19 protein-coding genes and 1 pseudogene are annotated in these 25,994 nt (G+C 67.0%); 13 read left to right on the top strand and 7 right to left on the bottom strand.

Annotated elements, in window-relative coordinates; genetic code table 11:
* Positions 1–16: 16 nt before the first annotated feature.
* Positions 17–610, bottom strand: a complete 594-nt coding sequence (locus J2753_RS06010) for an AsnC family transcriptional regulator (protein WP_209491020.1) — start codon at positions 608–610, stop codon at positions 17–19.
* 108 nt (positions 611–718) lie between these two features.
* Between J2753_RS06010 and J2753_RS06005 the strand changes: the two genes are divergently transcribed.
* From J2753_RS06005 to J2753_RS05965, 9 genes are all read left to right on the top strand, one after another.
* On the top strand, positions 719–4,630 hold the full coding sequence (locus J2753_RS06005; RefSeq protein ID WP_245334492.1) for a type II/IV secretion system ATPase subunit: 3,912 nt from the start codon (positions 719–721) through the stop codon (positions 4,628–4,630).
* Entirely contained in the window at positions 4,631–6,652 is a 2,022-nt protein-coding gene (locus J2753_RS06000; RefSeq protein ID WP_209491019.1) for a type II secretion system F family protein, read from the top strand. It abuts the gene before it with no gap.
* On the top strand, positions 6,649–7,164 hold the full coding sequence (locus J2753_RS05995; RefSeq protein ID WP_209491018.1) for a DUF7287 family protein: 516 nt from the start codon (positions 6,649–6,651) through the stop codon (positions 7,162–7,164). The genes J2753_RS06000 and J2753_RS05995 overlap by 4 nt, the downstream gene beginning before the upstream one ends.
* The gene (locus J2753_RS05990) at positions 7,158–7,748 is read left to right on the top strand and encodes a DUF7288 family protein (protein ID WP_209491017.1); all 591 of its coding nucleotides are present in this window, start codon (positions 7,158–7,160) and stop codon (positions 7,746–7,748) included. Before J2753_RS05995 ends, J2753_RS05990 begins: the two co-directional genes overlap by 7 nt.
* The gene (locus J2753_RS05985) at positions 7,736–8,695 is read left to right on the top strand and encodes a hypothetical protein (RefSeq protein WP_209491016.1); all 960 of its coding nucleotides are present in this window, start codon (positions 7,736–7,738) and stop codon (positions 8,693–8,695) included. Before J2753_RS05990 ends, J2753_RS05985 begins: the two co-directional genes overlap by 13 nt.
* Positions 8,688–10,094, top strand: a complete 1,407-nt coding sequence (locus J2753_RS05980; protein WP_209491015.1) for a DUF7266 family protein — start codon at positions 8,688–8,690, stop codon at positions 10,092–10,094. The genes J2753_RS05985 and J2753_RS05980 overlap by 8 nt, the downstream gene beginning before the upstream one ends.
* 55 nt (positions 10,095–10,149) lie before the next feature.
* Positions 10,150–11,646 (top strand): DUF7289 family protein, encoded by a 1,497-nt coding sequence (locus J2753_RS05975; RefSeq protein WP_209491014.1) that lies wholly within the window; start codon positions 10,150–10,152, stop codon positions 11,644–11,646.
* Between the two features lie 88 nt (positions 11,647–11,734).
* Positions 11,735–12,277, top strand: a complete 543-nt coding sequence (locus tag J2753_RS05970; RefSeq protein WP_209491013.1) for a helix-turn-helix domain-containing protein — start codon at positions 11,735–11,737, stop codon at positions 12,275–12,277.
* 36 nt (positions 12,278–12,313) lie between these two features.
* The gene (locus tag J2753_RS05965) at positions 12,314–12,808 is read left to right on the top strand and encodes a phosphopantetheine adenylyltransferase (RefSeq protein WP_209491012.1); all 495 of its coding nucleotides are present in this window, start codon (positions 12,314–12,316) and stop codon (positions 12,806–12,808) included.
* A 6-nt stretch (positions 12,809–12,814) separates the two neighbouring features.
* Here the strand turns inward: J2753_RS05965 and J2753_RS05960 are convergent, their stop codons facing one another.
* From J2753_RS05960 to J2753_RS05950, 3 genes and pseudogenes are all read right to left on the bottom strand, one after another.
* Positions 12,815–13,123 carry a transcription initiation factor IIB family protein gene (locus J2753_RS05960; protein WP_209491011.1) on the bottom strand — a complete coding sequence of 103 codons (309 nt, stop codon included), beginning with the start codon at positions 13,121–13,123 and terminating at the stop codon, positions 12,815–12,817.
* A 40-nt stretch (positions 13,124–13,163) separates the two neighbouring features.
* On the bottom strand, positions 13,164–13,562 hold the full coding sequence (locus J2753_RS05955; protein ID WP_209491010.1) for an acyl-CoA thioesterase: 399 nt from the start codon (positions 13,560–13,562) through the stop codon (positions 13,164–13,166).
* 41 nt (positions 13,563–13,603) lie between these two features.
* Positions 13,604–13,795 (bottom strand): annotated as a pseudogene (locus tag J2753_RS05950) (HVO_2922 family protein); the annotation flags it as partial.
* A gap of 94 nt (positions 13,796–13,889) precedes the next feature.
* Here J2753_RS05950 and J2753_RS05945 point away from each other — a divergent pair.
* A complete protein-coding gene (locus J2753_RS05945; RefSeq protein ID WP_209491008.1) occupies positions 13,890–16,997 on the top strand; it encodes an FAD-binding and (Fe-S)-binding domain-containing protein in 3,108 nt (1,035 codons plus the stop codon).
* A gap of 139 nt (positions 16,998–17,136) precedes the next feature.
* On the opposite strand, the gene J2753_RS05940 is transcribed toward J2753_RS05945, so the two are convergent.
* Both J2753_RS05940 and J2753_RS05935 read right to left on the bottom strand, forming a co-directional pair.
* Positions 17,137–18,216: a pyridoxal phosphate-dependent aminotransferase gene (locus J2753_RS05940; RefSeq protein ID WP_209491007.1), complete on the bottom strand. Its 1,080-nt coding sequence runs from the start codon at positions 18,214–18,216 to the stop codon at positions 17,137–17,139.
* 39 nt (positions 18,217–18,255) lie between these two features.
* Entirely contained in the window at positions 18,256–18,678 is a 423-nt protein-coding gene (locus J2753_RS05935; protein WP_209491006.1) for a GIY-YIG nuclease family protein, read from the bottom strand.
* A gap of 75 nt (positions 18,679–18,753) precedes the next feature.
* Here J2753_RS05935 and J2753_RS05930 point away from each other — a divergent pair, with 75 nt between their 5' ends.
* The 3 genes from J2753_RS05930 (at position 18,754) to dnaK (ending at position 23,907) form a co-directional block, all read left to right on the top strand.
* Complete coding sequence (locus J2753_RS05930) at positions 18,754–21,093, top strand: DEAD/DEAH box helicase (protein WP_209491005.1); 2,340 nt, start codon at positions 18,754–18,756, stop codon at positions 21,091–21,093.
* Between the two features lie 80 nt (positions 21,094–21,173).
* Complete coding sequence (locus J2753_RS05925; protein ID WP_209491004.1) at positions 21,174–21,857, top strand: nucleotide exchange factor GrpE; 684 nt, start codon at positions 21,174–21,176, stop codon at positions 21,855–21,857.
* Between the two features lie 139 nt (positions 21,858–21,996).
* A complete protein-coding gene (gene dnaK / locus J2753_RS05920) occupies positions 21,997–23,907 on the top strand; it encodes a molecular chaperone DnaK (protein ID WP_209491003.1) in 1,911 nt (636 codons plus the stop codon).
* A 181-nt stretch (positions 23,908–24,088) separates the two neighbouring features.
* Here dnaK and J2753_RS05915 read toward each other — a convergent pair whose 3' ends face one another.
* Positions 24,089–25,864, bottom strand: coding sequence for a Rieske (2Fe-2S) protein (locus J2753_RS05915; RefSeq protein WP_209491002.1), 1,776 nt, complete (start codon positions 25,862–25,864; stop codon positions 24,089–24,091).
* Positions 25,865–25,994: the final 130 nt, after the last annotated feature.

Genomic DNA, 25,994 nt, shown 5'->3' with positions numbered 1-25,994 from the left:
CGCGATAATCAGTCACCTACTCGGCGCCCGCCTCCATGCGCTCGTAGCGCTCCACGAACCGCGAGCGACAGGAGGGACAGCAGAAGTGATACACGTCGTCGCCCAGCCGTTCGATCTCGCCCTCGCTGTCGACCGTGTTGCCACACTCCGCGCAGGTGAGCGCGAACTCCACGCCGCCGAGCGCCGGCGTCCACTCCACGTCGTCGACGACGGTCACCTCGCGCTCGCGCACGTCGGCGTCGCCGACGAGGTCGTCGAGCCAATCACGCACGCCGGTGGCCTCGGCGCGGCCGTAGAACATGAGTTCCTCGTCGGCCGTGACGAAGAGGTGCTCGACCGCGCTGTCGGCCGCGATGCGTTCGCGGAGCGCCGACATGGCGCCGCGGCCGACCGCGAGGCGGACGAACACCGGCACCCCGGCCCGGAGCTGTGAGCGGTCCACGTCGACGGTGAACCGGCGGAGAACGCCAGAGTCCTGTAGCCGCTGGACGCGGTCCGAGACCGCCGGGCCGGAGAGCCCCACGTCCTCGCCGATATCGCTGTACGACCGGCGGGCGTTCGCCGCCAGCAGTTCGATGATCCGGAGGTCCGTCTCGTCGAGGTCGCGCATGGCCGTGGTAGCGCTGGCGGGCCCAAAGAACTTCCCCGTGGGACGCCGTTCTCCGTGTTGATACTCCCGGGGGAGACTTTTTGCGTGCGCGGACCGACCCCGCTAGCAATGGCTACCGACGATGCTGATTCTTCCCCCAGCGCGCTGGAAGGGGAGGTGGAGGAGGGGGCCGAGCCCGCAGACGGCGCCGGGTCCGGCCCGGAGGCCGTCGTCGGGTCGTACACGTGGGGCGACTTCCTTCGGGAACACGGCGAACCTGACGCCGCAGCGGCGCTCTACGAGCGCTTCGAGGCGACGCCGGGGAGCGAGCGCTGGGGCGAGGGGGAAGCGGAGCGCACGCTCACGCCCGAAGACTGGGAGGGGACCGACATCGACCCCGCAGAGTATCTCGGCTTCCCGCCGTGGGAGATCGAGGCTCGCATCGGCGCCGCCCACCGCGTCGCTGCGGACATCACGGACTACTCGCCACTGATCGGCTACGAGAACACGCCGGTCATCAAGGATATCTACGGCTGGGAGGACTACAAGCGGGAGTACTTCTACACCGACGAGGGCGAACCGCCGACCGACGGCGAGGGCGAACCCGAGTCGTTCGACGCGGCGGAAGCGCTCGGCTTCGCGCCGGAGGCGCTCGGCGCCACGATGGCCGACTGCGAGCGCGCGGGCGAGGAGCTAACAGACCTGATCGACGAGCGAACCGTCGACGTCGACGAGGAGGTCGACGAGGACGCGTTCTTCTCGGATCCCCAGGGGCGGACCACCGTCGCGAACCGCTACGACCTCGAGAAGACGGTGCCGATGGCGAAGAAGACCCACTTCCGGGAGGAGGACCGCTACTGGGTGAACAAACCCTACTCCTACGTGGTGATCTTCCACTCGACGAAGGAAAACGAGAAGAAGTACTACGTCATCCAGCCCCACCTGACGGAGATCGAGCAGGACCTGTCGGACTACCTCACCGACAAGCTTCGGGCGTCGATCAAGTACGAGGACGGGGGTAGTACCGCGGGCGACGAGGAGCATCGCCGCTCCGTCATCGAGAACAAGACCCGCGAACTGCTGGATCGCTACGACCTCTACGAAGACCCCAACGATTCGGAAAAGCGCCGCGGGCTGGGTAACACCATCGTGGATAAGTTCGGCGTCGACCCCGGCGGCGGCCTCTCGGGCCGGGTCATCGACCTACTCGGCTACGAGGAGCCAACCGAGGCGATCCGCGAACTGGTGGGGATCGAAGTCCGACCCGAGCCGGTGCTCCTCGAGGAGGACGCGGACATCCTCAACGAGTACCAGGTCGAGAAGCTGCTCTACTACCTCGAACGGGACTTCATCGGCTACGAGCGCATCGACGGGATCAAACACGACATCAACGTCGAGGACATCTCGTGTGACGGCTACAACTCCCCCGTCTTCGTCTATCACTCCGACTACGAGCAGATCATCACCAACATCTACCACGGCGAGAAGGAACTCGACGACTTCGTCGTCAAACTCGCCCAGCGCTCGGGGAAGGGGATCTCCAAGCGCCGGCCACAGGTCGACGCCACCCTGCCGGACGGCTCCCGTGCCCAGCTAACGCTCGGGCGGGAGGTCTCTGACCACGGGACCAACTACACCATCCGCCAGTTCAAGGACGTGCCGTTCACGCCGGTGGACCTGATCAACTGGCAGACGTTCAGCTTAGACGAGATGGCGTTCCTCTGGCTCTGTATCGAGAACCACAAGTCGCTCATCTTCGCGGGCGGGACGGCGTCCGGGAAGACCACCTCGCTGAACGCGGTGTCGCTGTTCATCCCCTCGAACTCGAAGATCGTCTCTATCGAGGACACCCGGGAGGTCGAACTGCCCCAGCGTAACTGGATCGCGTCTGTCACCCGTCCCTCGTTCTCCGACGACGACAAAGGTGACGTCGACGAGTTCGACCTGCTGGAGGCCGCACTCCGTCAGCGTCCCGACTACATCGTCATGGGTGAGATCCGTGGTGAGGAGGGGCGAACGTTGTTCCAGGTCATGTCCACGGGCCACACGACCTACACGACGTTCCACGCCGACAACGTCGGCGAGGTGCTGAAGCGGTTCACCACCGAACCGATCAACGTCTCGAAGACGATGTTCACGGCGCTGGACCTCGTCTCCATCCAGACCTCGACGCGGGTGCAGGGCCACAAGGTGCGCCGGAACAAATCCCTGACCGAGATCAACCACTACGACGCCGAGAACGACGAGATCAACGTGCAGGACGTCTACCAGTGGCAGGCAGAGACCGACGAGTTCCTCAAAATGGGGGACTCGAACACGCTGGACGAGATCATGTTCGACCGTGGGTGGGACCACGAGAAACTCGATCTCGAGATCTTCAAGCGCCGGGTGGTGCTTGCCTACCTGATCCACGAGGGGCTCAACACGTACACGCAGGTGGCCGCGACGTTTCAGGCGTTCATCAACGACCCCGAGACGATCCTCTCGCTGATGGCCAACGACCAGCTGGAGGCCTCGCTTGAGGACCTTCGGGAGATGGAGTCGGTCCTGATCGACATCGACCCCGAGAAGGAGGAGATGGTCCCCCGGCCGGACCCCAACGAGGGGATCATGGCCGAGGCCGAGGAGATCCTCGCGGAGGCCGAGGAGCGCCTGTTCGAGCAGTACTACGGCGAGACCCCCGACGACGTCGCCGACGCACTGGTCGACACCCAGCCACAGGGGAACGTCGAGGCGACGCACGACGCCGCCGGGGAGCTTCCGGCAGGCGCCGACGAACCTTCGGCGGCCGACGAAGCCGTCGAAATCGGCGAGGACGAACAGGGTCGCTCGGCGCTGGGGGACGTCGCCGAGGCCGAGACCGGCGGGCCGACGCCGGAACTCGAAGCCAGCGACGAAGGTGCCGAGGAAGGCGTCGCAGAAGTCGACGAAGCCGACATCGAGGCGGTTGACGAAGACGAGAGCGAACCAGTGGATGAACCCGGCGGCATCGACGACACGCCTGCGGACGCCGATACCGACGCCGCTGCGGGCGACGCTGCCGACATTGCGGACTCCGACGACGATAGTTCGGACTCCGACGAAGACACCCCGGCCAGCGCCGCCGATGCCATCGCCGATACCCCGGACGACGACACGCCGGACGAAGATGGCTCGACCGAGATGGGCGTCCTGCCCGAATCGGAGCGCGAGGACGAAGCCGTCGGCGAGCCGAATAGCGGCCCGGAGATTTCCGAGGGCAGTACTGCCGACCAACTGGACGACGACCCCGCTATCGGCGGCTCCCCGGAGACGGACGAGGCTGTCGACAACACGCCCGAACCGGACGAATGGGACCCGTTCGAGGGCAACGAGGACACGGAGTACGTCATCGGCGTCCCGGAAGACGAAGAGATGGACGACGCGCCGGACGACGACCCGGACGGTTCCGCCGAAGCCGAGTCTGACCCCGAGTACACTATCGGCGTTCCCGAGGACGAGCAGGACGACGACCCGGAAGACGATCAGTTCGGCTCTGTCGAGTCCGAGACGGACCCCGAATACACCAGCGGCCTCCCCGAGGAGGGAGACGACGAACTCGACGGGTTCGAGGAACCGAACACCGAAAAAGCGGAGCTTGCTGACCCGGAGCTCGATGAACCCGAAATCGGGGAACCAGAGCTCGGTGAGCCGGAAACCGATGGGATCGATATCGACGAGCCGGAGTTCGACGAGCCTGAACCGTCCGGGATCGACGTTCAGGAACCCGACATCGACGCCACCGAGGAAACGAACGGCGGGCCTACCGGCTGGAAGTCCTCCGGGTCGTCGGTCGACGAGGGCTACACGATCCGCAGCCCCGAAGAGGAAGACGACGAATCGGCTGAGGCAATCGACGAGGAGCCGTCGTTCGACCTCTCGCCGGACCCCGCGGAGCTGACCGGGGACGACGAGACTGACGACGAGGCGGACCTGTTCGACTCCGACGACGAGAACGACGATGTCGACGTCGACTCGTGGAAACTCGATGGCGAAGACGACCTCTGGGAGGGCGAGGGGTAGATGAGCCTCGAACTCGGCGAGGGGTCGAGCAGCGACGCGGGGCGACTCGCCGACGCGTTCTACCCGCTGTACGACTTCCTGTTCAACTCGGAGGGTGATTTCGTCGCCGACGTCGAGTCCGCACTGACCGAGGCTCGGATGAATCAGGCGGTCGAACTCTACCTCTCGAAGGCACTCGCGGTGGGCGTGCTCGTGGGCGGGGTCCTCTGGATGCTGGGGAGCCTGATTGGCTGGGCCATCTTCGAACTCGGCTTCGTCACCGCCGAGTCACTGAGTCTGGGCATCCCCGTCGGGAACAGGGAGACGGCGGCGATGCTCGAGGCAGCGACGGTGCCGGTGGCCATCCTGCTGTCGGGGCTCGTGTTCGGCAGCCTAGGGTTCACGATGGGCTTTGGCACGCTGGCGGCGATCCCCTACTCCAAGGCGTCGGGGCGCAAGCGGGAGATCAACATGCTGCTCTCGGACTCGGTCTCCTACATGTACGCGCTGTCGGTTGGGGGGCTGAACCAACTGGAGATCCTGGAGTCGATGGCCGAGGCCGACGACACGTACGGGGAGGTCGCAAAGGAGTTCCAAAGCATCGTCAACGAGACGGAGTACTTCGGTACCGACTACCGGAACGCGGTGCGCAAGCAGTCGACGGAGACCCCCAGCGACGAACTCGCGCAGTTCCTGACGGACATGCTGTCGATCATCAACTCCGGCGGGGACATGGAGCAGTTCCTCTACGACAAGAAGGAAAAGCACATGCGTACCGCCAAGCAGGAACAGGAGACCACCCTCGAGACCCTGGAGCTGTTCGGCGAGATGTACATGACGCTCTCGCTGTTCCCGCTCCTGCTGATCATCATCCTCGTCGTTATGAGCATGATGGGCAGCGGCCGGGAGCAGTTGATCTACGGCACCGTCTACGCGCTGATCCCGCTGATCGGCGTCGGCTTCCTGGTGCTGATCTCGACGGTGAAACAGGACGAACCCGGCGACGGCTATCTCTCGCCGGGCCTCGGCAGCGAGCGGCTGGAGGCGACCCAGAAGGAGGGGCTGATGCATCTCGGCCTGATCGAGGCGTTCACGGGGCGATTTAGCGTCTTCAAGCGGATCAAGTCCCGCGAGGGCAACTACAAGACGAAAGAGCTCCTGTCGGCGCCCCAGATTTTCTTCCGGGACAACCCCCTGTTTACGCTGCTGCTCACGGTGCCGACGGCGATGGCCGTCGTGGGACTGCTGTTCCTCGACGGCTCGGCACCGACGGCGTGGGACGCGATGATCGCGAACCCGATCTGGGGAACGGTCGTCTGGTTCTACATCCCCTCCTACATGATCCTCCTGCCGCTGGCGTTCTTCTACGAGTGGAACCAGCTGACCCGCAACGCCATCACCGGGAAGCTCTCGGAGAACCTCCGGAAGCTCTCCTCGGCCAACGACACCGGGCAGACGCTACTCGAGTCGATCCAGACCGTCTCGGACACGTCGACGGGGAAGATCGCCGACGAGTTCGAGGTGATGTACGCGAAGGTAAACTACGGGATGAGCCTCCGGGGGGCGATGGTCGAGTTCAACAACAAGTACCACATCCCGCGGCTGGCCCGGACGATCAAGCTGATCGCCGAGGCACAGGAGGCCTCCAGCCAGATCACCGACGTGCTCTCGACGGCCGCCCAGTCCTCGGAGAACCAGGACGACATCGAGCGCGAGCGTAAGTCCCGCACGCGGATGCAGGTCGCCATCATCCTGATGACGTATCTCACGCTGCTGGCCGTGATGGCGATCCTGAAGGTGCAGTTCCTCGACACCATGGCGCAGATGGGCGGTGGCGGGAGCCAGAGCGCCGGTGGGCTGAGCTTCGGTGCCAGCATCGACACCCAACTGCTTTCGCTACTCTTCCTGCACGCGGTGACGCTGCAGGCGGTGCTCTCGGGGTTCATCTCGGGGTACATCCGTGACGCGCAGATCATCTCCGGGGTGAAGTTCGTCGTTATCCTCCAGACGTTGGCGCTGGCGGTCTGGGTGGTGGTGGTGTGAACCCGTGCCGTCGACTCGCCGCCGACGACCGGGGGCAAACAGTGCTCGACTACGCCATCGGCGTCGGCATCTTCTTCGTGGCGCTGACGTTCGTCCTCGCCACCATCCCCGGGATGTTCTCGCCGTTCGTCGGCACCGGCGACACGCAGATCGCCGACCGGATCGCCACCTCGACCGCGACCGATTCGCTGGGCGCGCCCGATCAACCGTACGTGCTCAACCGGACCTGTACAGTCGCCTTTTTCGAGCAGATGAACGGCGGCCCCTCGGCGCCGACGGACTGCCGCTTCGACACGACGGCGACATCGCTCGGGGGGGTGTTCGCCCTCGACTCCTCACAGTCGGTGCAGATCCGGATCGAGAACGGGAGCGGCAACGTCGCGGAACTCGGCACCGACAACACGACGCTCGAAGCGGGCAACGATCCGCCGGGCAGCACCTCAGTCACTACCGCGCGCCGCACCGTCGGCATCGACGGGACGACCTACTGGCTGGAGGTGCGTGCGTGGTGAGCAACGACCGCGGGCAGGCCCACGCCCTGGAGGCGATCACCGCGGGGATGCTCCTGCTCGCGAGCGTGCTGTTCGCGCTGCAGGTCACCGCCGTGACGCCCCTGACCGGGAGTACCTCCAGTCAACACATCGAGAACCAACAGGCCAGACTCGCGGAGGGGGTGCTGGCCGCCGAGGCCGAAAACGGGACAGTCGTGCCGACGGTACTCTACTGGAACGAGAGCGAGAGCCAGTTCCACGGCGCCGCGGACGACGGCTACCACAGCGGCGGGCCGCCGACGGCGTTCGGGACGGTGCTCAATCAGACGCTCCGGGATCGCAACATCGCGTTCGACGTGAACGTGTTCTACGTCCGGGAGAACGGCCAGCGCGAGCGTCACTCGATGGTGGATCTGGGCTCGCCGTCGGATCACGCGTCGACGGCTACCCGGTCGTTCACGCTGTACGACGACGACCGGATCCGGTACGAGAACGGCTCGGCCGGACCGCCTCTCGAGAACGCGAGCTACTTCGCGCCCGACGTCGGGCCGGACAGCCGCCTGTACAACGTTGTGGAACTGGAGGTGGTCGTATGGCGGATGTAGACGACCGCGGGCAGTTGCTGCTCGTGGGCGCGCTGACGTTCGCCGTGATGCTGGTGGCGCTCGCAGTGCTGCTCAACGCTGCCATCTACACCGGTAACGTCGCCACCCGCGACGCCGGTCCGGGGACAGGCGAGGCCATCGAGTACGAGAACGGGGCGGCAGCGATGGTCGAGACGACGATCGCCTCGCTGAACGAGCGGGGGAACGCCAGCTACGCCGACCTCCGGCAGACCCTCAATCGAACGATCGTCCGCTGGAGCGAGGTGATGCGACCCCACTCCGGGGCGACGCTGGCCGACACGACGCTGCGAAACGTCTCGATCGAGAACGGGACGCGGATCGCACAGACCGAAACCGGCGCGTTCACCAACAACAGCACCGCCGCCGGCGCCAGGAACTGGAACGTCTCCGCCGACAGCCGGGTCCGGGCGTTCCGACTGAACGTCAGCCGATCGTCGCTGAACGACACGGACAACCCGGTCGCCGACGGCGCGTTCGAGGTGCGGTTCGCCAACGGCAGCCACGACTGGACGGTCTACCTCCACCGAACCGGGAGCGGTAACGTCTCCGTGACTGCCGTCGGCGTCGACGACGCATCCGAGAGCTGCTCGGTCGACACCGGCTCCCGGGCGATAGTTGATCTCACCGCGGAAACGATCGACGGACGGGAATGTCCGGCGCTCGCGTCGTTGAGCCGGCTCGACGGCCCGTACGACATCCAGTACCGCAATGCCACCGACGGTGCCGGCGACCCGCAGGTCACCGGCACGTACTCGCTGGTCGTCGACCGGTCGCTCGACCCGTCGGTGACCGAGGCCGACACCGACGCCGACGGGCTGAACGCCACGGCCGCGCTCTACGGCGCCGACCTGCGTCTCACCTACCGAACGGCGGACGTTTACTACAACAGCGAGTTCCGGGTCGCGCCGGGGGAGGCCGATGACTGACGACCCGCCGGCGCCGGAACCCGGCGCCTCGCTGGCCGACGACGACCGCGGCGTTTCGACCACGCTGGGCTACACGCTGACGCTCTCCATCACGGCAGTGCTGGTGGCAGGGCTGCTCACAGCCGGCGGGACGCTGATCGAAGGCCAGCAGCGCACCGTCGCCGCCGACGAACTCAGCGTCTCTGGCCAGCAGCTCGCCGCGGGGTTCGAGGATGCTGATCGCCTGGCAGCGACCACCGACAACGGGACCGTCCGGGTGAATGTCTGGCTGCCGGAGGGCGTCGCCGGCGGCGGCTACACGCTGACCATCCGGAACGAGTCGACTGCGGCCGGACAGCCGGCGCGGGCGACCATCGTCGCCAACGCGGACGGGATCAATGTGACGCGGAACGTCAGCTTCTGGATCGAGAACCCCGCCGCGAACCGCACCGTCCCTGGGGGGCCGGTGACCATCCGGTACAACGACACCGACGGCGACCATACGCGCGAACTCGTGGTCCACGAGCAACAGCGCATCGTACCGAACCCCGCGGATCCGGCGGCGTTCCCCCACAACGAGATCGTCTACGTCGACGCCACCACGGATGAGCTCAAAAGCATCGCGCCGGACAACACAGTGACGAGCTACGGCGTCGACGCAGCGGCGATCGGTCCCAAACAGGCCGATCTGGACAACGACGGCCTCCGGGAAGTTCCCTATGTCACGTCCGCGAACAAGCTCCGACTCGTCGACGAGGAGGGCGAGACCCGGACGTTGGCAAGTGACGCCGCTACCGCCTCGCTCCAGAACTCCTTCACCTCGCTGATCACGATCGGCGAGTGGCGCGGCGAGACGAGTGTCTTCTTCATGAATACCTCCGACATTGGGGGGAACGACGAGGCGACCATCTATCGCGTCGGCGTCGACGGCTCGCCGGAGAAAGTGACCGTCGGTGGAAACGAGGTGGAGGCGAACGCAATCGCCGGGATCGGCGACATTAACAACGACAGTGATGCGGACCTCGTCTACCTCGGCACGTCACAGCGGATCCGGTATATCGACGACAACACGACTGTCGACACGGATCAGGGAGTTGACGCCGACGTGGCGGAGGGCGTCGGTGCACCACGAACGTTCGCCATCGGACAGGTCGATCGAGTCCCGTTCGTTTCGAGCCAGAACGTGCGGCTTCTCAGATACACCAACGGGAGCGGCACCGTCGAGGATCTCACTGACGGTGGCGCCGAAAAGACCCACGTCTCCGGCATCGACTGGACCGGTAACGAGTCACTCGAAGTGATCTACGTCGATAGCGAGTCCGGGACGCTGCAGTACGTCAGACTCGATAAGTCGACCGGGACCATCGATGGGCCTGACGGGACCGCAATCGAGGTCAACGAGAGCGTGGGGGTCGCATGAACCACGAAACCCCCGAAGCATGCATCTATCAGCGTGGAGGTCGTAGCTAGCCGTGATGCGACCAGATAGCGTCCGTGGCCAGTCGAGCGTGGTGGGGGTGGTGCTCCTGTTGGGCATCACCATCATCGGCACGGGCGCCATCGTCACCATCGGCGCGCAGGCGTTCGCCGACACCGAGCGCACGGCCACCATCTCGCAGGCAGAGCACTCGCTGACTCAGTTCGACTCCAAGGCGGCCGTCGTCGCTCTCGGCGAGAGTCATAGCCAGCGCGTCGATCTGGGCTCCTCCGGCAGGGGGAAGTTCGTCAGCGAGACCGACTCCGGATGGATGCGGGTGGTCCACCACAACGCCACCGGAACCGGCGACAACGAAACCATCTACAACGCCACGCTGGGATCGGTCAGCTACCGCAACGAGGACGTGGAGGTCGGCTATCAGGGCGGCGGCGTCTGGGAGCGCCGCGGGAACGGCAGCGTGATGCGCTCGCCGCCGGAGTTCAACTACCGCGGTGCGACGCTGACGCTGCCGGTGGTCCGGGTCACCTCCGACCAGCAGGCCGCCGGCCGGACCACCGCAATCGTCACGCAGGCGAACGAGTCGCGGCGGCTGTTCCCTAACGAGACGACCGACGGTAACGAGACCTGGGACGACGAAGGCGCCCCCTACGGCGACAACACGACGTACGCCAACCCGGTCACCTCCGGGAACGTCACCGTCACGGTCCAGAGCCGGTTCTACCAGGGCTGGGCGGAGTTCTTCCGAACCCGGACGACCGGCGACGTGACGGTCGACCACGGGAACGAGATGGCGACGGTCGAACTGGTCACTGCCGACACCGTCGGGGAGTTCGCGCTCGCGGACGCGATGGACGAAAACGGCGTCACTGCCCGCGGGCAGGCCCCCGAACACAGCCTGACCGACTTCAACGTCACCTTCGTGAGCGACGGTGGGAACGACTTCAACAACCACTACACCGGCTTCTACGCCGAATCCGGCCCACATCGCTTCGAGTACGTCGTCCACGTCCCGCAGGGCAACCCCAGCAATCTCGAACTCCGGATGTTCTACCGGAACACCGACACCGGCGCGCAACACGAGTGGGTCAAGAGCTCCATTCCCATCGACAGCAGACCGATCAGACTCGAGGAACGGTCGGGAGAAACCCACTTGATCGTCAACCTCACCGCCGGCAACGCGACCGATGGGGTGAACCTGACGTATAAGGACACTACCCCGGGCGAGACCTACTACAACTGGAGTGGGAACGCCTCGAGCCAGGCCGAGTTCAACCACACCGACGAGGACGGGGAGGACAGCACTTTCGAGACCGGCAACGAGACGACGACGTACCACCTCTCCCGGCACTATATCGCGCTGCTGGGCGAGGAGTTCACGATCAACGCCCGGAGCAGCACCGGTGGAAGCGGGAACGGTGCCCAACTCGACCTCGATGCCTCCCGGGGGAACCTCGACTACGAGTCCCGACAGGGCGGGACGTACATTACCTACCTCCACATCACGGAAAACGAGGTCGAGGTCGAGTTGGAGTAGCCGGGACGCGTCGCCACCCAGAACCCCACAATCACGCCGCGCGGCAAACGTTTTTCAGCGCGTAGTTCTGACCTCCGGTAGAACACATATGTCCGAAGAGCCCCAACCCGACGAGGAGACCGACGATCCCGGTTCGGCCCGTGAGCGCCTCGAGGAGGGCGCAGACAAGGCAGTCGGCGAGTTCGACCAGGGCGTCGTCGATCTGCTCGCGTGGCTGCTCGACACCGAGACTCGGGCGCGGATCTACGTCTACCTGCGACAGCACTCCGAAAGCACCAGCGAGGAGGTCGCTGAGGGGACGGGTCTCTACCCCAGCACCGTTCGCGAAGCGCTCGCCGAGCTCCACGAGGAGGACACCGTCTCCCGTGGCAAACGCGAGAGTGAGGGCGCCGGCAACAACCCCTACGAGTACGAGGCCATCTCGCCCAGCGAACTCGTCTCCGGCGCCATCGGCCAGGTACAGAACCAACTCAACGCCGTGTTCAACCTCGACGACCGCCTCGACCGCGACAGCGAGGGTGACGACGAGGGGCCGGTGACCATCTCGGTGACCGACGCCGACGCAGAGGACGCGGACGAAGCGGAGGAGTCCACGGACGAGGACGCCACCGCGGCCGCCGAGGACGAATGACGGCGCTTTAACCGTCGGCACTCCGAGCACCGGGATATGCAGGTCGCCATCGGGGGGACGTTCGACCCCGTGCACGACGGTCACCGCGCGCTGTTCCGCCGAGCGTTCGAACTCGGCGACTTGACCGTCGGGCTCACCTCCGACGAACTCGCCCCGGAGACACGCCACGTCGAGCGCTACGTCCGTCCTTTCGCGGACCGGAAACAGGACTTGGCGGACGAACTCCAGCCACTCGCCGCGGAGTACGACCGGGAGTTCGAGGTCCGCGAACTCGAGGAACCGACCGGAATCGCGACCGAACCCCAGTTCGACGCGCTGATCGTCTCCCCCGAGACCCGCGACGGAGGCAAGCGCATCAACGAGATCCGGGAGGAGAAAGGGTACGACCCGCTCCAGATCGAGGTCGTCGACCACGTCCCCGCAGAGGACGGGAAACGCATCTCCTCGACGCGGATCGTCACCGGCGAGATCGACCGTCACGGCAACCTCACGCCCGAGCGCGAGGGCCGGGGCAAAACGAGACCCGAGTAGCCACAGTCACCACGTCGGCGTCCGGAACCCGGCGTTTTCCAGTAACGTCTTCCAGCGCTGCTGCACCGACAGGCGAGAGACGTCCATCGCGTCGGCCACGTCGGTCTGTGGGCGCTCCTCGCCGGCGATCAGCGCGCCGGCGTAGAGCGCGGCGGCCGCGACGGCGGGTTTGGAGCGCTCGGCGTCGGGGACGTTGCTCAGAAACAGGTCCTCGGCCGTCGAGCGTGGCTCGCTCCCGAGGCCGAGGCTGTCGGCCGCGCGACCCATCTCCGTGAGCCACTCCTCTTCCCGCACCCGGTCCCGAGCGCTGTACACGGTTGGAGATGGAGGCGGGGACTGATAAACCGCTCCCCGCTCAGAGTCCGTGGTAGGACGTGATCGCCTCGCGCCAGTCGTCAGGCAGGGGCATCGACTCCCCGGCCTCGCGGTCATAGGCCACCTGCACGCTCTCGATTTCGGCGGCGACCGTGCCGTCGGCGGTCCGGACCTCGTACTCCATGGGGATGCTGGACTCGCCGAGGTCGGGGACGTCGATGGCGACCGTCAGCGGGCCGTCGTCGATGTGGATCGGCTGCCGGTAGTCCATCGTGATGGTCGCCAGCACCGACCCGACCGCCGAAAGCTCCCGGTCGAGCACGTCGACGAAGTAGTTGGCTCGCGCCTGCTCGGCGTAGGTGGCGTAGACGGCGTTGTTGACGTGGCCCATCGCGTCGATATCGCGAAAGCGCACGTCGACGGTGGTCTCGTACTCCATAGCCGGCGGTCGCCGGCCGGCGAAAAAGGTGCTCCGGTCTCTCAGTCCTGCTCCACGACGTCGGCGTCCGGCGCGTTGTCCCGGACGCTCTCGATGCCCTGCCGGGCTTTCTGCTTGCTCGCGTACCCCTCGCCGCTGTCGGCGACGATGTTGCCGTTGTCGTGGCGAAGCCGCCAGCGGTACTGATCCGCGTCGTCCTCGTACAGTTCGAAGGTCGCTTTCGAGCCTGCCATCGGTTGGTAGTTTGTCCCATCCCGGAAACCTCTTCCGGCCACATCGCTCGCCGGAGGGGGTGGGCTTTTCCCGGTTCCGTCGCAACCACAGTTCATGGCAGCGGATCCCGACCCGTCGACGGCGGGCGACTTCGACTACACGGGCGGCGACGTGGCCCGCCCGGGGCTGGTCGAGGACCTCGAGCGCCTGGTCGACGGCGACGTTCGTTTCGACAGCTACTCCCGACAGCTCTACGCGACCGACGCCTCGGCCTACGAGGTGACCCCCATCGGCGTCGTCCTTCCCGAATCGACCGCCGACGTGGCCGCGGTCGTCGAGTACTGTGCCGACCGGGATATCCCGGTGCTCCCGCGCGGCGGCGGCACCAGCCTCGCCGGCCAGACCGTCAACGAGGCGGTCGTGCTCGACCTCTCGGCAGAAATGGACGACATCGTCGAGGTCGATCCCGAAGCGGCGACGGCCACCGCCGGCGCCGGCACGGTCGTCGCGGAACTCAACGCCGCCTGCGAGCCCCACGGGCTGAAGTTCGCGCCCGACCCCGCGTGGCGCGACAAGTCCGTCCTCGGCGGCGCTATCGGCAACAACTCCACCGGCTCCCACTCGCTGAAGTACGGCAAGACCGACGCCTACGTCGAGTCCTGCGAGGTCGTACTCGCTGACGGCACGGTCACCCGACTCGGCGAGGAGCGCGTCGGTGACCTCCGGAAGCGCGCGGACACGGAAGGCGATCTCGAAGCCCGCATCGCCGCGGGGGTCGTCGACGTGCTCGATTCCCACGCCGCGGAAGTCCGCGAGCGCTACCCCGAACTCAAGCGGAACGTTTCGGGCTACAACCTCGACATGCTGGTCGACGAGGCGACCGAGAACGGTGACCACGCTTCCGGCGACGATGCCGGTCGCGGCGAGGTCGACGACGACGCCACGGTCAATCTCGCACGCCTGCTCGCGGGCAGCGAGGGCACGCTCGCGGTGGTCACCGAGGCGACCGTCTCGCTCGAACCGATCCCCGAGACCAAGGCGGTCGCCCTCCTCGCGTACGACGGTCTCGAAGCCGCGATGGAGGACGTGACGGCGGTGCTCGAACACGACCCCGCGGCCGTCGAAGTGATGGACGACACGCTGCTGGACCTCGCGCGGGACACCCAGGAGTTCGCGGATGTGGTCGGGATGCTCCCCGAAGGCACGGACTCGGCACTGCTCGTGGAGTTCTACGCCGAGAGCGACGACGACGGCAGACAGAAGGTGGCGGACCTGCTCGCGGATCGGCGGCCGGGGACCGAGATGGCTGCCGAACCGAGTGACGACCCGCCGAGCGCTGGCGACCCACCGCGGGCGACCGAGGGGATGGAGGCCCACGATCAGGAAACCCGCGACCGCTTCTGGAAGATGCGCAAAGCCGGGATGCCGATCCTGCTCTCCCGGACCAGCGACGAGAAACACCTCTCGTTCATCGAGGACTGTGCGATCCCGCCCGAGAAACTGCCCGAGTACACCCGGCGCTTTCAGGAAGTGCTCGAGGCCCACGACACGTTCGCCTCCTTCTACGCCCACGCCGGCCCGGGGGTGCTCCACGTCCGGCCGCTGATCGGCACCAAGACCGACGCGGGCGTCGAGCGCTACGAGTCCATCGCCGACGCCGTCAGCGACATCGTCGTCGACCTCGGCGGCAGCGTCTCGGGCGAGCACGGCGACGGCCGCGCGCGCACCCAGTGGAACCGGAAACTGTACGGCCAGGAGCTCTGGGAGGCGTTCCGCGACCTCAAGGGCGCGTTCGACCCCAACTGGCTACTGAATCCGGGGCAGGTCTGTGGCTACGCCGACGACGAGACCCGACCCCAGTGGCTTCCCGAGCGCGCCGATGCCGTCGAGATGACCGAGAACCTCCGGTTCTCGCCCGAGTACGAGTTCGACGCCGGCTTCGAGCCGGAACTGCGCTGGGAGAACGAGAACGGGTTCCAGGGGATGGCCGAACTCTGTCACGGCTGCGGGGGCTGTCGGGGCGAGCAGAAGACCACCGGCGGGGTGATGTGCCCGACCTACCGCGCCGCCGACGAGGAGATTCAGGCCACCCGGGGGCGTGCGAACCTCCTCCGGCAGGCCATGAGCGGCGACCTCCCGGACGACGAGATGTTCACCCAGGAGTTCGAGGACGAGGTGCTCGACCTCTGTATCGGCTGTAAGGGCTGCTCGAAGGACTGCCCCAGCGAGGTCGACATGGCGAAGATGAAGACCGAAGTCGAGCACGCGCGTCACGAGCGCGAGGGCGCCGGCCTACGCGAGAAGCTCTTCGCCAACGTCGACACGCTCTCGAAAATCGGGAGCCGGCTCGCGCCGCTCTCGAACGCGGCGTCGAAGCTCCCCGGCGCCCGTTGGGCGATGGAGAAAACCGTCGGCATCGCCGCCGACCGCACGCTCCCGACGTTCCACCGCGAGAGCTTCGCGGACTGGCTGGCCGACCGCGAGCCCGCAATCCCCGAAAGCGAGGCCGAGCGCAAGGCACTGCTCCTCCCCGATACGCACACGAACTACAACAACCCGGCACAGGGGAAAGCCGCCGTCGACGTGCTCGAAGCCGCCGGCGTCCACGTCCGACTCGCCGAGGAAGCCGGTTCCAGCGGCCGGCCGCCACTCTCGAAAGGGTTTGTCGACGAGGCTCGCGAACGGGCCGAACGGAACGTCGACGCACTCGTGCCGGAAGTCCGGGATGGCTGGGACGTGGTTGTCGTTGAACCCTCCGACGCGGTGATGCTCCAGTCGGACTACCGCGACCTGCTAGGCGGCGACGACGTCGACGCCCTCGCGAACGCCACCTACGGCGTGTTCGAGTATCTCGACGCGTTCCGCCTCGACAACGCGCTCGACGCTGCGGGCGAGGGCTCGCTGGCCTACCACGGCCACTGCCACCAGAAGGCGACGAAGAAGGACCACCACGCTGTCGGCGTGCTCCGCCGCGCCGGCTACGAGGTGGCGCCGCTCGATTCGACCTGCTGTGGGATGGCCGGGAGTTTCGGCTACGAGGCCGAGCACCACTCGATGAGTAAAGCTATCGGCCAACTGCTCTACGACCAGGTCGACGATGCTGACGCCGAGCAGGTGGTCGCCCCCGGCGCCTCCTGTCGAACGCAACTCGAAGACCGCCCCGACGCCGACGAGGAGCCGCCACACCCCATCGAGACGCTGGCAGCGACCCTTGAGAGCTGAGGCCGCTTTTCAAGTAGGAAAGCGCGACCACTCCCCCGCGTGACCTGAGAACCGCGGCGAGGGAGCAGCGGGAGCGTGGCACCTCCCTCGCCGGCCGTGTCGCCACCTGTTCGCTATCGGCCAGCGGCGCGACCGGCGCTCAGAGGTCGTCGAGCACCGCGCCCAGCGCATCGAGCCCCGCTTCGATCTCCTCGGGGCTTCGCCCAGCCGAGAGTCGGATCCCCGACGGCTCGTCGAAGAACCGTCCCGGAACGACGAGTACGCCGGCGTCCCACGCGGCCTCGGTGAGTTCGTCGCCGTCGACGCGTTCGTGCTCGACCAGCCCGAACGTGCAGCCATCGGCGATCTCCCCCGAGAGATCCGGCCGGCCGTCAACGAACGACACCAGCAGCTCGTGGTTCTGCCGGAGGTGTGCCCGGGAGTCGGCAACCAGTTCGTCGCGGTGGGCGAAGAAGCGCCGTGCGAGCGCCCGGCTCGGCGCTGCGACCGTCGGGACGTGCATGAGCACTTCTCGCGCTCGGTCGACGAACGACTCCGGCCCGATCAGCCAGCCGATCTGGAGGTCGCCGAGCCCGTGGAACTTGGTGAACGACCCGGTCGCGACGGTGTTGGGCAGCCCCGCGGCCGTCACGCCGCCGAAGGCGCCGCCGGTATCGTCCTCGGTGTAGGGGCCGTACACCTCGTCGACGAGGAGGTAGGTGTCCTCGTCGACCGCGACGGCTGCAATATCGGCCAACGCCGACCGGCTGGTGAGCCGTCCCGTCGGGTTGTGGCGGTTCGTGACGGTGACCATCGCCGTCTCGTCGGTGACCGCGCTCCGAACGCGTTCCGGAAGCAGTGCGTACCCCGACTCCGCGGGGCGCATGAACCGCGTCACTTCGCCGCCGACACCCGACGGCGTGTGGACGAGGGGGTCGTAGCCGGGGCGCTCGACGAGCACCTCGGTACCGTCGGCCAGCGACAGCGCTGTCGCGGCGGCGAGGAAGTTGGCGTGGGTCGCCCCGGCGGTCACCAGCACCTCGGACTCGTCGACGCCGTACTCCGTGGCGAGAGAGTGCTCCAGGGATGGCGGATCGTCCGGGTCGGACAGGTCCCGGAGCGGTGGCAGGACCACCGAGCCATCTGTCTGTTCCGTCCGGAGGTCACTCGATCCGAGGTCGTAGGTTGCCGCCTCGGGGCGGCCGTGGATCCACTCCAGATAGGGCATCGGCTCGAACATGCCTCGGGAGTCGACGCCGAGCGGCTAAGAGCCACCGGCTTACGGATTCCCCTGCCGAGATCGGCGGGCCTCGCCCGCTCGTTCCCGTGCGGCGTCGACGCTTCCGAATAGCGCGAGATGGGTCTCGCAGTCACAGTCCGAGGCGCCGAACCCAGAAACAGGGCCATCGCCGAGTTCCCGCGCGACCGCGCATTCGCAGTCCTGCCCGGGCGTGCGCTCGACGGCGACCAGTTGGGTGTCTGGGTGGCCGCCGAAGTAGTCGACGTGCCAGTGGCGCACGTCGTGCTCGCCGGCGGCGACGCGTCGGTGGCGGTCGATCCGGGCGAATCCGCCGCTGCCCAGCGCACTCCCGGTGTAGCAGTACCCGCCCGCCGGGAACCGATGCTCGCCCAGCGCGCCGACCTCGATATCGGTGGGGTTGGAGAGCGCGAACACGAGCGTGTAGGTGCCGCCCTCGGCCATGCGTGTCGGTTAGCGGCGGTGCTCAAAAGCCTCCGGGACCAGAACCGTCATGGCCGGCGGGCGCCGAGCGCGCCCGTGCACGAACCGCTCGACTGGCTCCGCGAGCGCCCCTACTACGCGGACCAAGTGGCCGCCCATCGGCGCGTGCCGGCCCAGAAGCCCGCGTTCGCGGATCTCAACCTCGAACAGCGCCTCGAGAGCGCGCTCGCCGACCGGGGGATCGAGCAACCGTTCCGCCATCAGGCCGACGCGATCCGGGCCGTTCGAGCGGGCGACGACACCGTCGTCGCGACGGAGACCGCGAGCGGGAAGAGCCTCGCCTACACCGTCCCCGCCTTCGAGAACGCGATGGATCACGGCGGCCGAACGCTGTATCTCGGCCCGCAGAACGCGCTGATCTCGGATCAACTGGAGACGCTCTCCGAGTTGGCTCGGGATCTGGGCTTTGGCTCCCGGGTTTCAGTCGATCAGTACACCGGGCGGCTCTCGAAATCCGAGAAACGTGACGTGCGGGACCGCCGGCCGACGGTGCTGCTGTCGAACCCCGACATGGTCCACTACGCGCTGCTACCCCACGCCCACCGGCTCTGGGAGTGGTTCTTCAGTTCGCTGGAACTGGTGGTGATCGACGAGGTCCACAGCTACCGCGGCGTGTTCGGCTCACAGGTCGCGCTGCTGCTGCGCCGCCTGAACCGCATCTGCGAGCGCTACGGCGCCGACCCCACGTACGTCTGCTGTTCGGCGACCATCGGCAACCCCGTCGAGCACGCGGCGACGGTTACGGGCCGCGACCCCTCGGGGTTCTCGCTCGTCGACGACGACGCCTCCGCGACCGGGCCGCGGGACTGGGTGCTCTGGAACCCCCCGGAGTACGAACAAGACCGCGGGACGGGCCGGCGTCGATCCAGCCACACCGAGTCGATGCGGCTGTTCACCGACCTCGTGGAGGCGGGCCAGCAGACGCTGGTGTTCACCCGGAGCCGCCAGACTGCCGAGCGCTACGCCTCCGAGTCCGCGAAGGAACTCCGGAGTCGCGGGGCGAACGAACTGGCAGGGAAGGTCGGCGCCTATCAGGGCTCGCTCACCGACGAGCGCCGGCGTGAACTGGAGGAACAGCTCCACAGCGGCGATTTACGAGGTGTTTGGAGCACGAACGCGCTCGAACTCGGCGTCGACGTCGGTGGACTGGACGCCGTCATCATCGACGGCTACCCCGGAACCCGGATGGCCGCGTTCCAGCAGGCCGGACGCGCGGGCCGCGGGGAGGATCCGGCGCTGGTGCTGATGGTGGCTGGCGAGGACCAACTGGACCAGTACCTCATGCGCGACCCCGAGACGTTCTTCGAGGGCGACCCGGAGGACGCCATCTCGGACCCGGAGAACGAGGCGATCATGCCCAACCACGTCGCCTCCGCGGCCGCCGAAAACTGGCTCTCGGCGGACGACGAGCGCCACTTCGGCGACCCGTACCCCGACGTGGTCTCGGACCTGGAGGATGCTGGAGTGCTGGCGCGCCGCGACACCGCCGAGGGGACGCGCTGGATTCACGACGGCGACGAGAGCCCGCAGCACAGCATGAACCTCCGGACCATCGACGACCGCGAGATCGACCTGCGGGACGCCCGCTCGGGCGACGTGATCGCCTCGCTGTCGTTTTCGGACGCACTCCGGGACGCGCATCCGGGCGCCATCTACCACCATCAGGGCCAGCGCTACGAGGTGGCGGAGTTGGACCTCGAACGGGATACGGCCCGCCTTCAGCCGACCTGGGCCGACTACCACACGAAAGTGCTGACCGAGAAGGACGTGACCGTCCACGAGGACCTGCGCGAGAAGCCGCTCTCTGCGCGGCCTGACACTGCTGTTCGGTTCGCGGACGTGTCCGTCACCGAGCGCATTACGGGGTTCGAGCGCCGGGATGCCGCCTCCGGCGAGACGATGGGGCACGAGCCACTGGACCTCCCCGAGACGACGCTCCGGACGAAGGCGCTCTACTGGACTGTCCCGGAGGACGTCGAGGTCGAGATGCGCGCGATGGCCGCCGAGGACGGCGACCCGGAGTACGGCTTCAACGGCGGCATCCACGCGGCCGAGCACGGCGTCATCTCCCTGTTCCCGCTCTACCTGCTCTGTGACCGGGCGGACATCGGCGGCCTCTCGACACCGTACCACAGCCACACCGACCAGTCGACGATTTTCGTCTACGACGGCCATCCCGGCGGCGTGGGGCTGACCCGGCGGGGCTACGACCGGATCGAGGACCTGATGGCCCGGACCGCCCGACTGATCGACGACTGCGACTGTGCGGACGGCTGCCCCTCTTGCGTGCAGTCTCCTCACTGCGGGAACGCGAACGATCCGCTCTCGAAGCCGGAAGCGGTCCATCTGCTGGACGAACTCACCGGGGGAAGCTGAGAGGCGGGGGCTGAGCGGCGGGGCCCCGGGGACGCCGCACTTCTGCAACGCTTAAACCCACGGCCGCGCTCTCTTTTCGCATGACCGAGGACGCCGACGCGGCAGCCGAGGAGCCGACGGAGGACCCCACGAAGACCGAGCCAACGGCCGGCGCGGACGAGTCGGCCGTCGACGCCGAGGCCGGCGCAGACGCCGGCGCCGAAACCTCGGCGGACGCCGAGGGCACGCCCGAGGACGAGGGCGAGGACGCCCCAACGGAGGAACTGGACGAGTCGCTGATCGAGCGCATCGCGGCCCAGGACGAGCAGCTATCCCAGAAAGTCGAGACTGAGCGCGAGGAGTACGAGGAACGCATCGACGACCTGGAGGGCAAACTCGCCCGCAAGCAGGCGGACTTCCAGAACTTCAAGAAACGACAGCAGAAGAAGCTCGAACAGCAGCAGTCCCGGGCAACCGAGGACCTCGTCGCGCGGCTGCTCCCGGTTCGGGACAACCTCGCCCGCGCGCTGGACCAGGACGGCGACGCCAACATCCGGGAGGGCGTCGAGAAGACGCTCGCGGAACTGGACCGCGTGCTCGAGGACGAGGGCGCCGAACGGATCGAACCCGAGCCCGGCGAACAGCCCGACCCAGAGCGCCACGAAGTGTTGATGCGCGTCGAGAGCGACCGCCCCGCCGGCGTTATCGACGAACTCTACCGCCCCGGCTACGAGATGGGCGAGAAAGTGATCCGGACCGCGCAGGTCACCGTCAGTCAGGAGTAGCCGAGCGGTCGTCAGCCGGTTCGTGTTAAACCCTTCTCCGTTCACCGCCGCCCGTCAGTAGAACCGCAAGCGGGCGCAGCGGTCGTTCGCGCTCGTTAAAGCAACATTTAACCGATTCAGCCCGGAACGTACGACCAAGATGGCGAGCAACAAAATCCTCGGAATCGACCTGGGGACCACCAACTCCGCGATGGCCGTCATGGAGGGTGGCGACCCAGAGATTATCGTCAACAGCGAGGGTGACCGAACCACGCCGTCCGTCGTCGCGTTCTCCGACGACGGCGAGCGACTGGTCGGCAAGCCCGCGAAGAATCAGGCGATCCAGAACCCCGAAAACACCATCGCCTCCATCAAGCGCCACATGGGCGAGGAGGACTACACCGTCGAGGCCGAGGGCGAGGAGTACACGCCCGAGCAGATCTCGGCGATGATCCTCCAAAAACTGAAGCGGGACGCCGAGGAGTATCTCGGCGACGACGTGGAGAAGGCGGTCATCACGGTCCCCGCCTACTTCAACGACAAGCAGCGACAGGCGACCAAGGACGCCGGCGAGATCGCCGGCTTCGAAGTCGACCGCATCGTCAACGAGCCGACCGCGGCGTCGATGGCCTACGGCCTCGACGACGACTCGAACCAGACCGTGCTGGTCTACGACCTCGGGGGCGGGACGTTCGACGTCTCCATCCTCGACCTGGGTGGCGGCGTCTACGAAGTCGTCGCGACCAACGGGGACAACGACCTCGGTGGCGACGACTGGGACGAGGCGCTGATGGACCATCTCGCCGACGAGTTCGAGAACGAGCACGGGATCGACCTCCGGGAGGACCGACAGGCGCTCCAGCGGCTCAAGGACGCCGCCGAGGAGGCCAAGATCGAGCTCTCGAACAAGAAGGAGACGACGGTCAACCTCCCCTTCATCACGGCGACGGACTCCGGCCCGGTCCACCTCGAGCAGTCCGTCACGCGAGCGACGTCCGAGTCGCTGACCGAGGATCTGATCGAGCGCACCGTCGAGCCGACCGAGCAGGCCCTCGAGGACGCCGACTACACGAAAAGCGACATCGACGAAGTGATCCTGGTCGGTGGCTCCACCCGGATGCCGCAGGTCCACGATCAGGTCGAGGAGATGCTCGACACCGAGCCGAAAAAGAACGTCAACCCCGACGAGGCCGTCGCGCTGGGCGCGGCGATTCAGGGTGGCGTGCTTTCGGGCGACGTGGACGACCTCGTGCTGCTCGACGTGACGCCCCTCTCGCTGGGGATCGAGGTCAAGGGCGGCCTGTTCGAGCGTCTGATCGACAAGAACACCACGATCCCGACTGAGGAGTCGAAAGTGTTCACGACCGCCGCGGACAACCAGACCTCCGTACAGGTCCGGGTGTTCCAGGGTGAGCGCGAAATCGCCGACGAGAACGAGCTCCTGGGCGAGTTCCAGCTGACCGGCATCCCGCCGGCGCCGGCCGGAACGCCCCAGATCGAAGTGACGTTCAACATCGACGAGAACGGGATCGTCAACGTCGAGGCCGAGGATCAGGGCTCGGGCAACGCCGAGTCGATCACCATCGAGGGCGGCGCCGGCCTCTCCGACGATCAGATCGAGGAGATGCAGCAGGAGGCCGAGCAGCACGCCGAGGAGGACAAGCAGCGCCGACAGCGCATCGAGGCCCGCAACGAGGCCGAGGGCTCGATCCAGCGCGCCGAAACCCTGCTGGAGGAGAACGAGGAGAACGTCGACGAGGAGATCGTCGAGAACGTCGAGGCGGCCATCGAGGACGTCGAGGAAGTCCTCGAGGACGAGGACGCCTCCGCCGAGGAACTCGAGGAAGTGACCGAGGAACTCAGCGACGAACTGCAGGAGATCGGCAAGCAGATGTACCAGGAGGAGGCCGCTGCCGGCGGCGCCGGCGGTGCAGGTGCCGCGGGCGCCGGTCCGGGCGGCATGGGCGGCGCCGGCCCCGGCGGCATGGGCGGCGAGCCTGAAGGCGACGACGAGGAGTACGTGGACGCCGACTTCGAAGACGTCGACGAGAACGACGACGAGGACGAGTAACGCGAGTCCGAGGAGGCGTTCTCGTCGATTCGAGGGACGAGCGAAGCGAAGTCTCTCGTAATTTCAGAAAGCGAGCGAAGGGAGCTTTCTGAACCGTACTGGGTCCCCAACCACGAGCGACGTCACGATTTTCAGGAACTCACGAACGGATTAGCCACTCACGAACCCACCACCAGCGCCGCTACTCCGCCTCGTGCAGTCGCTCCCCACGGTGCAGGCGCGTCGCGATGGAGAACGTCTGCTCGTTCTCTCGCCGGGTCGGGGAGTGTGCAGCCAGATAGCGGGCCGGCGCGACCAGCGCGAGTCGCTGTTCGGACTCGGGCGCGCCCCGGGCCGCGAGCGCGTCGAAGCGCTCGAACGACCACGAGACGTTCTGGATCGTGTGGAACCCCGCGTCCTCCCGGAGCAGACCACGACCAAGCACCCGCTTCAGCGCTTCGGGGTCGCCCCCGGTCTCGAAGTGTTCGGCGACCAGCGTCGCCACGCGATTCACCTCGCCCTGTTCGTCGAAGCAGGCCAGTAGCGCCTCGCGGATCGTCTCGGGGTTACGACTCGACTCGCCCGGGTCGGGCGTCGGCGCCCGCGGGCTGTTGAGGAACCGATCGAGATACACCGAGATGGCGGCGTCGAAACACCCCCGGTAGAGCGCGTCCGTCGTGGAGCGCTTGGTCGCCTCGTACACCGCGTTGGCGTAGGAGAACGTGTGGTGGACGGTGTCCCAGTCGCCGAACTCGTTGTTGGTCGCGAACCACGCCACCCGCCGGGTCGCCGCGCGGACGACCGCGTCGGCGAGTTCGGTCCGGGTCGCACCCTCGCGGATGGCGCCGGTGAGGGCGTCGATGATGGCCGCCGGGTCGTCGCCGAGCAGCGTGTCGAGGAAGTCGGCCGGTTCGTCCCACGTCTTCCCCGCGCCGGCGGCGACACAGCCCCCGAGCCGGTCGTGGGCATCGAAACACAGTCCCGCCACGTCGATGGGGTCGCGCCACGAGGAGAGTTCCTCCGAGCGCGTGGCGTCCGTGAGTCGGTCCACCGTCGATGCCAGCACCTTCGCGGCGTTGGCGTCCTCGTCGTCGCCAAGCCCCTCCCAGCCGATGTGGTCGAGCGTGGCGAACGCGGTGTTGAGGAAGTCGAGGGTGTGGCCACTGTCGAGGTACAGCGAATCAGTCGCGGCCGTGAACACGATATCCGCCACGTCCTCAGGGTCGAGACAGCCGACGGCGGTGAGCAGACACCGCTCGGCGCCGTCGGCGTCCCGAACCTCGACGGTGTCCCGGAACCACCCCAGCAGGCGCTCCTTCGAGAGGTCGCGGTTGTCGAAGGCGTACTGCTGGAAACGCGGCGGCTCGCCCGCACAGTTGTCCGCCACGGCGCGTACGCCGGTGAACATCGCCCGGCGCTTGTCCCGGCCACCCACCTGCGAGTAGAGGTTCGCCGTACAGCCAAGCGTCGTCAGCCCGCGCCCCCAGCCGCCGGCGCGGTACTTCGTGCCGAAGTTCACGGCCGTTCCGACCGGCGTGTGGAACCCCTCGCCGGCGTCGTCAAGGCCGATGGCGGCCTTGGCCATCACCAGCGTGAGGTTCTCGTGGAGACCGTCCGCGAGCCGATTGCGCCAGCGCACCGCGGGCGGGAGGTCCGTCGGCGGGTCCGGGTCGAGGTAGATCTCCCCGTCGCGGATGTCGACGGGGAACGTCTGGACGTCGTCGGCCCACGGGTCGAACGTGTCGCCCTCCTCGAGTTCGAAGCGTGCATGATGCCAGTGGCAAGTGAGGATGCCGTCCTCGACAGTCCCGCGACTCAGCGGGAACCCCATATGCGGACAGCGGTTGTCGACAGCGTACAGTTCGCCCTCGTGGCGGAACAGCGCGATCGCTTGGCCGTCCGTTTGGACCACGGTGTGGCCGTCCGCGAGGTCGTCGAGCGACGCGACGGGAACCATCTCGTCTGTTTCGGTCGCCATAGAGTCTTGTTAGGGACACCCTCACTTGAGCGCTCGCTGAACCCGAATTTTGTAACTGATACGTCACTTTCGGGGACGCGGGCACGCCCGACCCGTTCCTTTCAAACGTCTTCGCGGGATAGCCACCACT

It is taken from the genome of Halolamina salifodinae, assembly GCF_017874235.1.
Lineage (GTDB): Archaea > Halobacteriota > Halobacteria > Halobacteriales > Haloferacaceae > Halolamina > Halolamina salifodinae.
The sequence above is the reverse complement of the archived record's forward strand: the minus strand, read 5'-3'. Positions and strand labels throughout refer to the sequence as shown.

What these genes read in the sequence shown, in the direction of transcription:
- J2753_RS06010 (WP_209491020.1), bottom strand. Translation starts at nt 610, where the DNA reads ATGCGCGACCTCGACGAGACGGACCTCCGGATCATCGAACTGCTGGCG.
- J2753_RS06005 (WP_245334492.1), top strand. Translation starts at nt 719, where the DNA reads ATGGCTACCGACGATGCTGATTCTTCCCCCAGCGCGCTGGAAGGGGAG.
- J2753_RS06000 (WP_209491019.1), top strand. Translation starts at nt 4,631, where the DNA reads ATGAGCCTCGAACTCGGCGAGGGGTCGAGCAGCGACGCGGGGCGACTC.
- J2753_RS05985 (WP_209491016.1), top strand. Translation starts at nt 7,736, where the DNA reads ATGGCGGATGTAGACGACCGCGGGCAGTTGCTGCTCGTGGGCGCGCTG.
- J2753_RS05980 (WP_209491015.1), top strand. Translation starts at nt 8,688, where the DNA reads ATGACTGACGACCCGCCGGCGCCGGAACCCGGCGCCTCGCTGGCCGAC.
- J2753_RS05975 (WP_209491014.1), top strand. Translation starts at nt 10,150, where the DNA reads ATGCGACCAGATAGCGTCCGTGGCCAGTCGAGCGTGGTGGGGGTGGTG.
- J2753_RS05970 (WP_209491013.1), top strand. Translation starts at nt 11,735, where the DNA reads ATGTCCGAAGAGCCCCAACCCGACGAGGAGACCGACGATCCCGGTTCG.
- J2753_RS05965 (WP_209491012.1), top strand. Translation starts at nt 12,314, where the DNA reads ATGCAGGTCGCCATCGGGGGGACGTTCGACCCCGTGCACGACGGTCAC.
- J2753_RS05955 (WP_209491010.1), bottom strand. Translation starts at nt 13,562, where the DNA reads ATGGAGTACGAGACCACCGTCGACGTGCGCTTTCGCGATATCGACGCG.
- J2753_RS05945 (WP_209491008.1), top strand. Translation starts at nt 13,890, where the DNA reads ATGGCAGCGGATCCCGACCCGTCGACGGCGGGCGACTTCGACTACACG.
- J2753_RS05940 (WP_209491007.1), bottom strand. Translation starts at nt 18,216, where the DNA reads ATGTTCGAGCCGATGCCCTATCTGGAGTGGATCCACGGCCGCCCCGAG.
- J2753_RS05935 (WP_209491006.1), bottom strand. Translation starts at nt 18,678, where the DNA reads ATGGCCGAGGGCGGCACCTACACGCTCGTGTTCGCGCTCTCCAACCCC.
- J2753_RS05925 (WP_209491004.1), top strand. Translation starts at nt 21,174, where the DNA reads ATGACCGAGGACGCCGACGCGGCAGCCGAGGAGCCGACGGAGGACCCC.
- dnaK (WP_209491003.1), top strand. Translation starts at nt 21,997, where the DNA reads ATGGCGAGCAACAAAATCCTCGGAATCGACCTGGGGACCACCAACTCC.
- J2753_RS05915 (WP_209491002.1), bottom strand. Translation starts at nt 25,864, where the DNA reads ATGGCGACCGAAACAGACGAGATGGTTCCCGTCGCGTCGCTCGACGAC.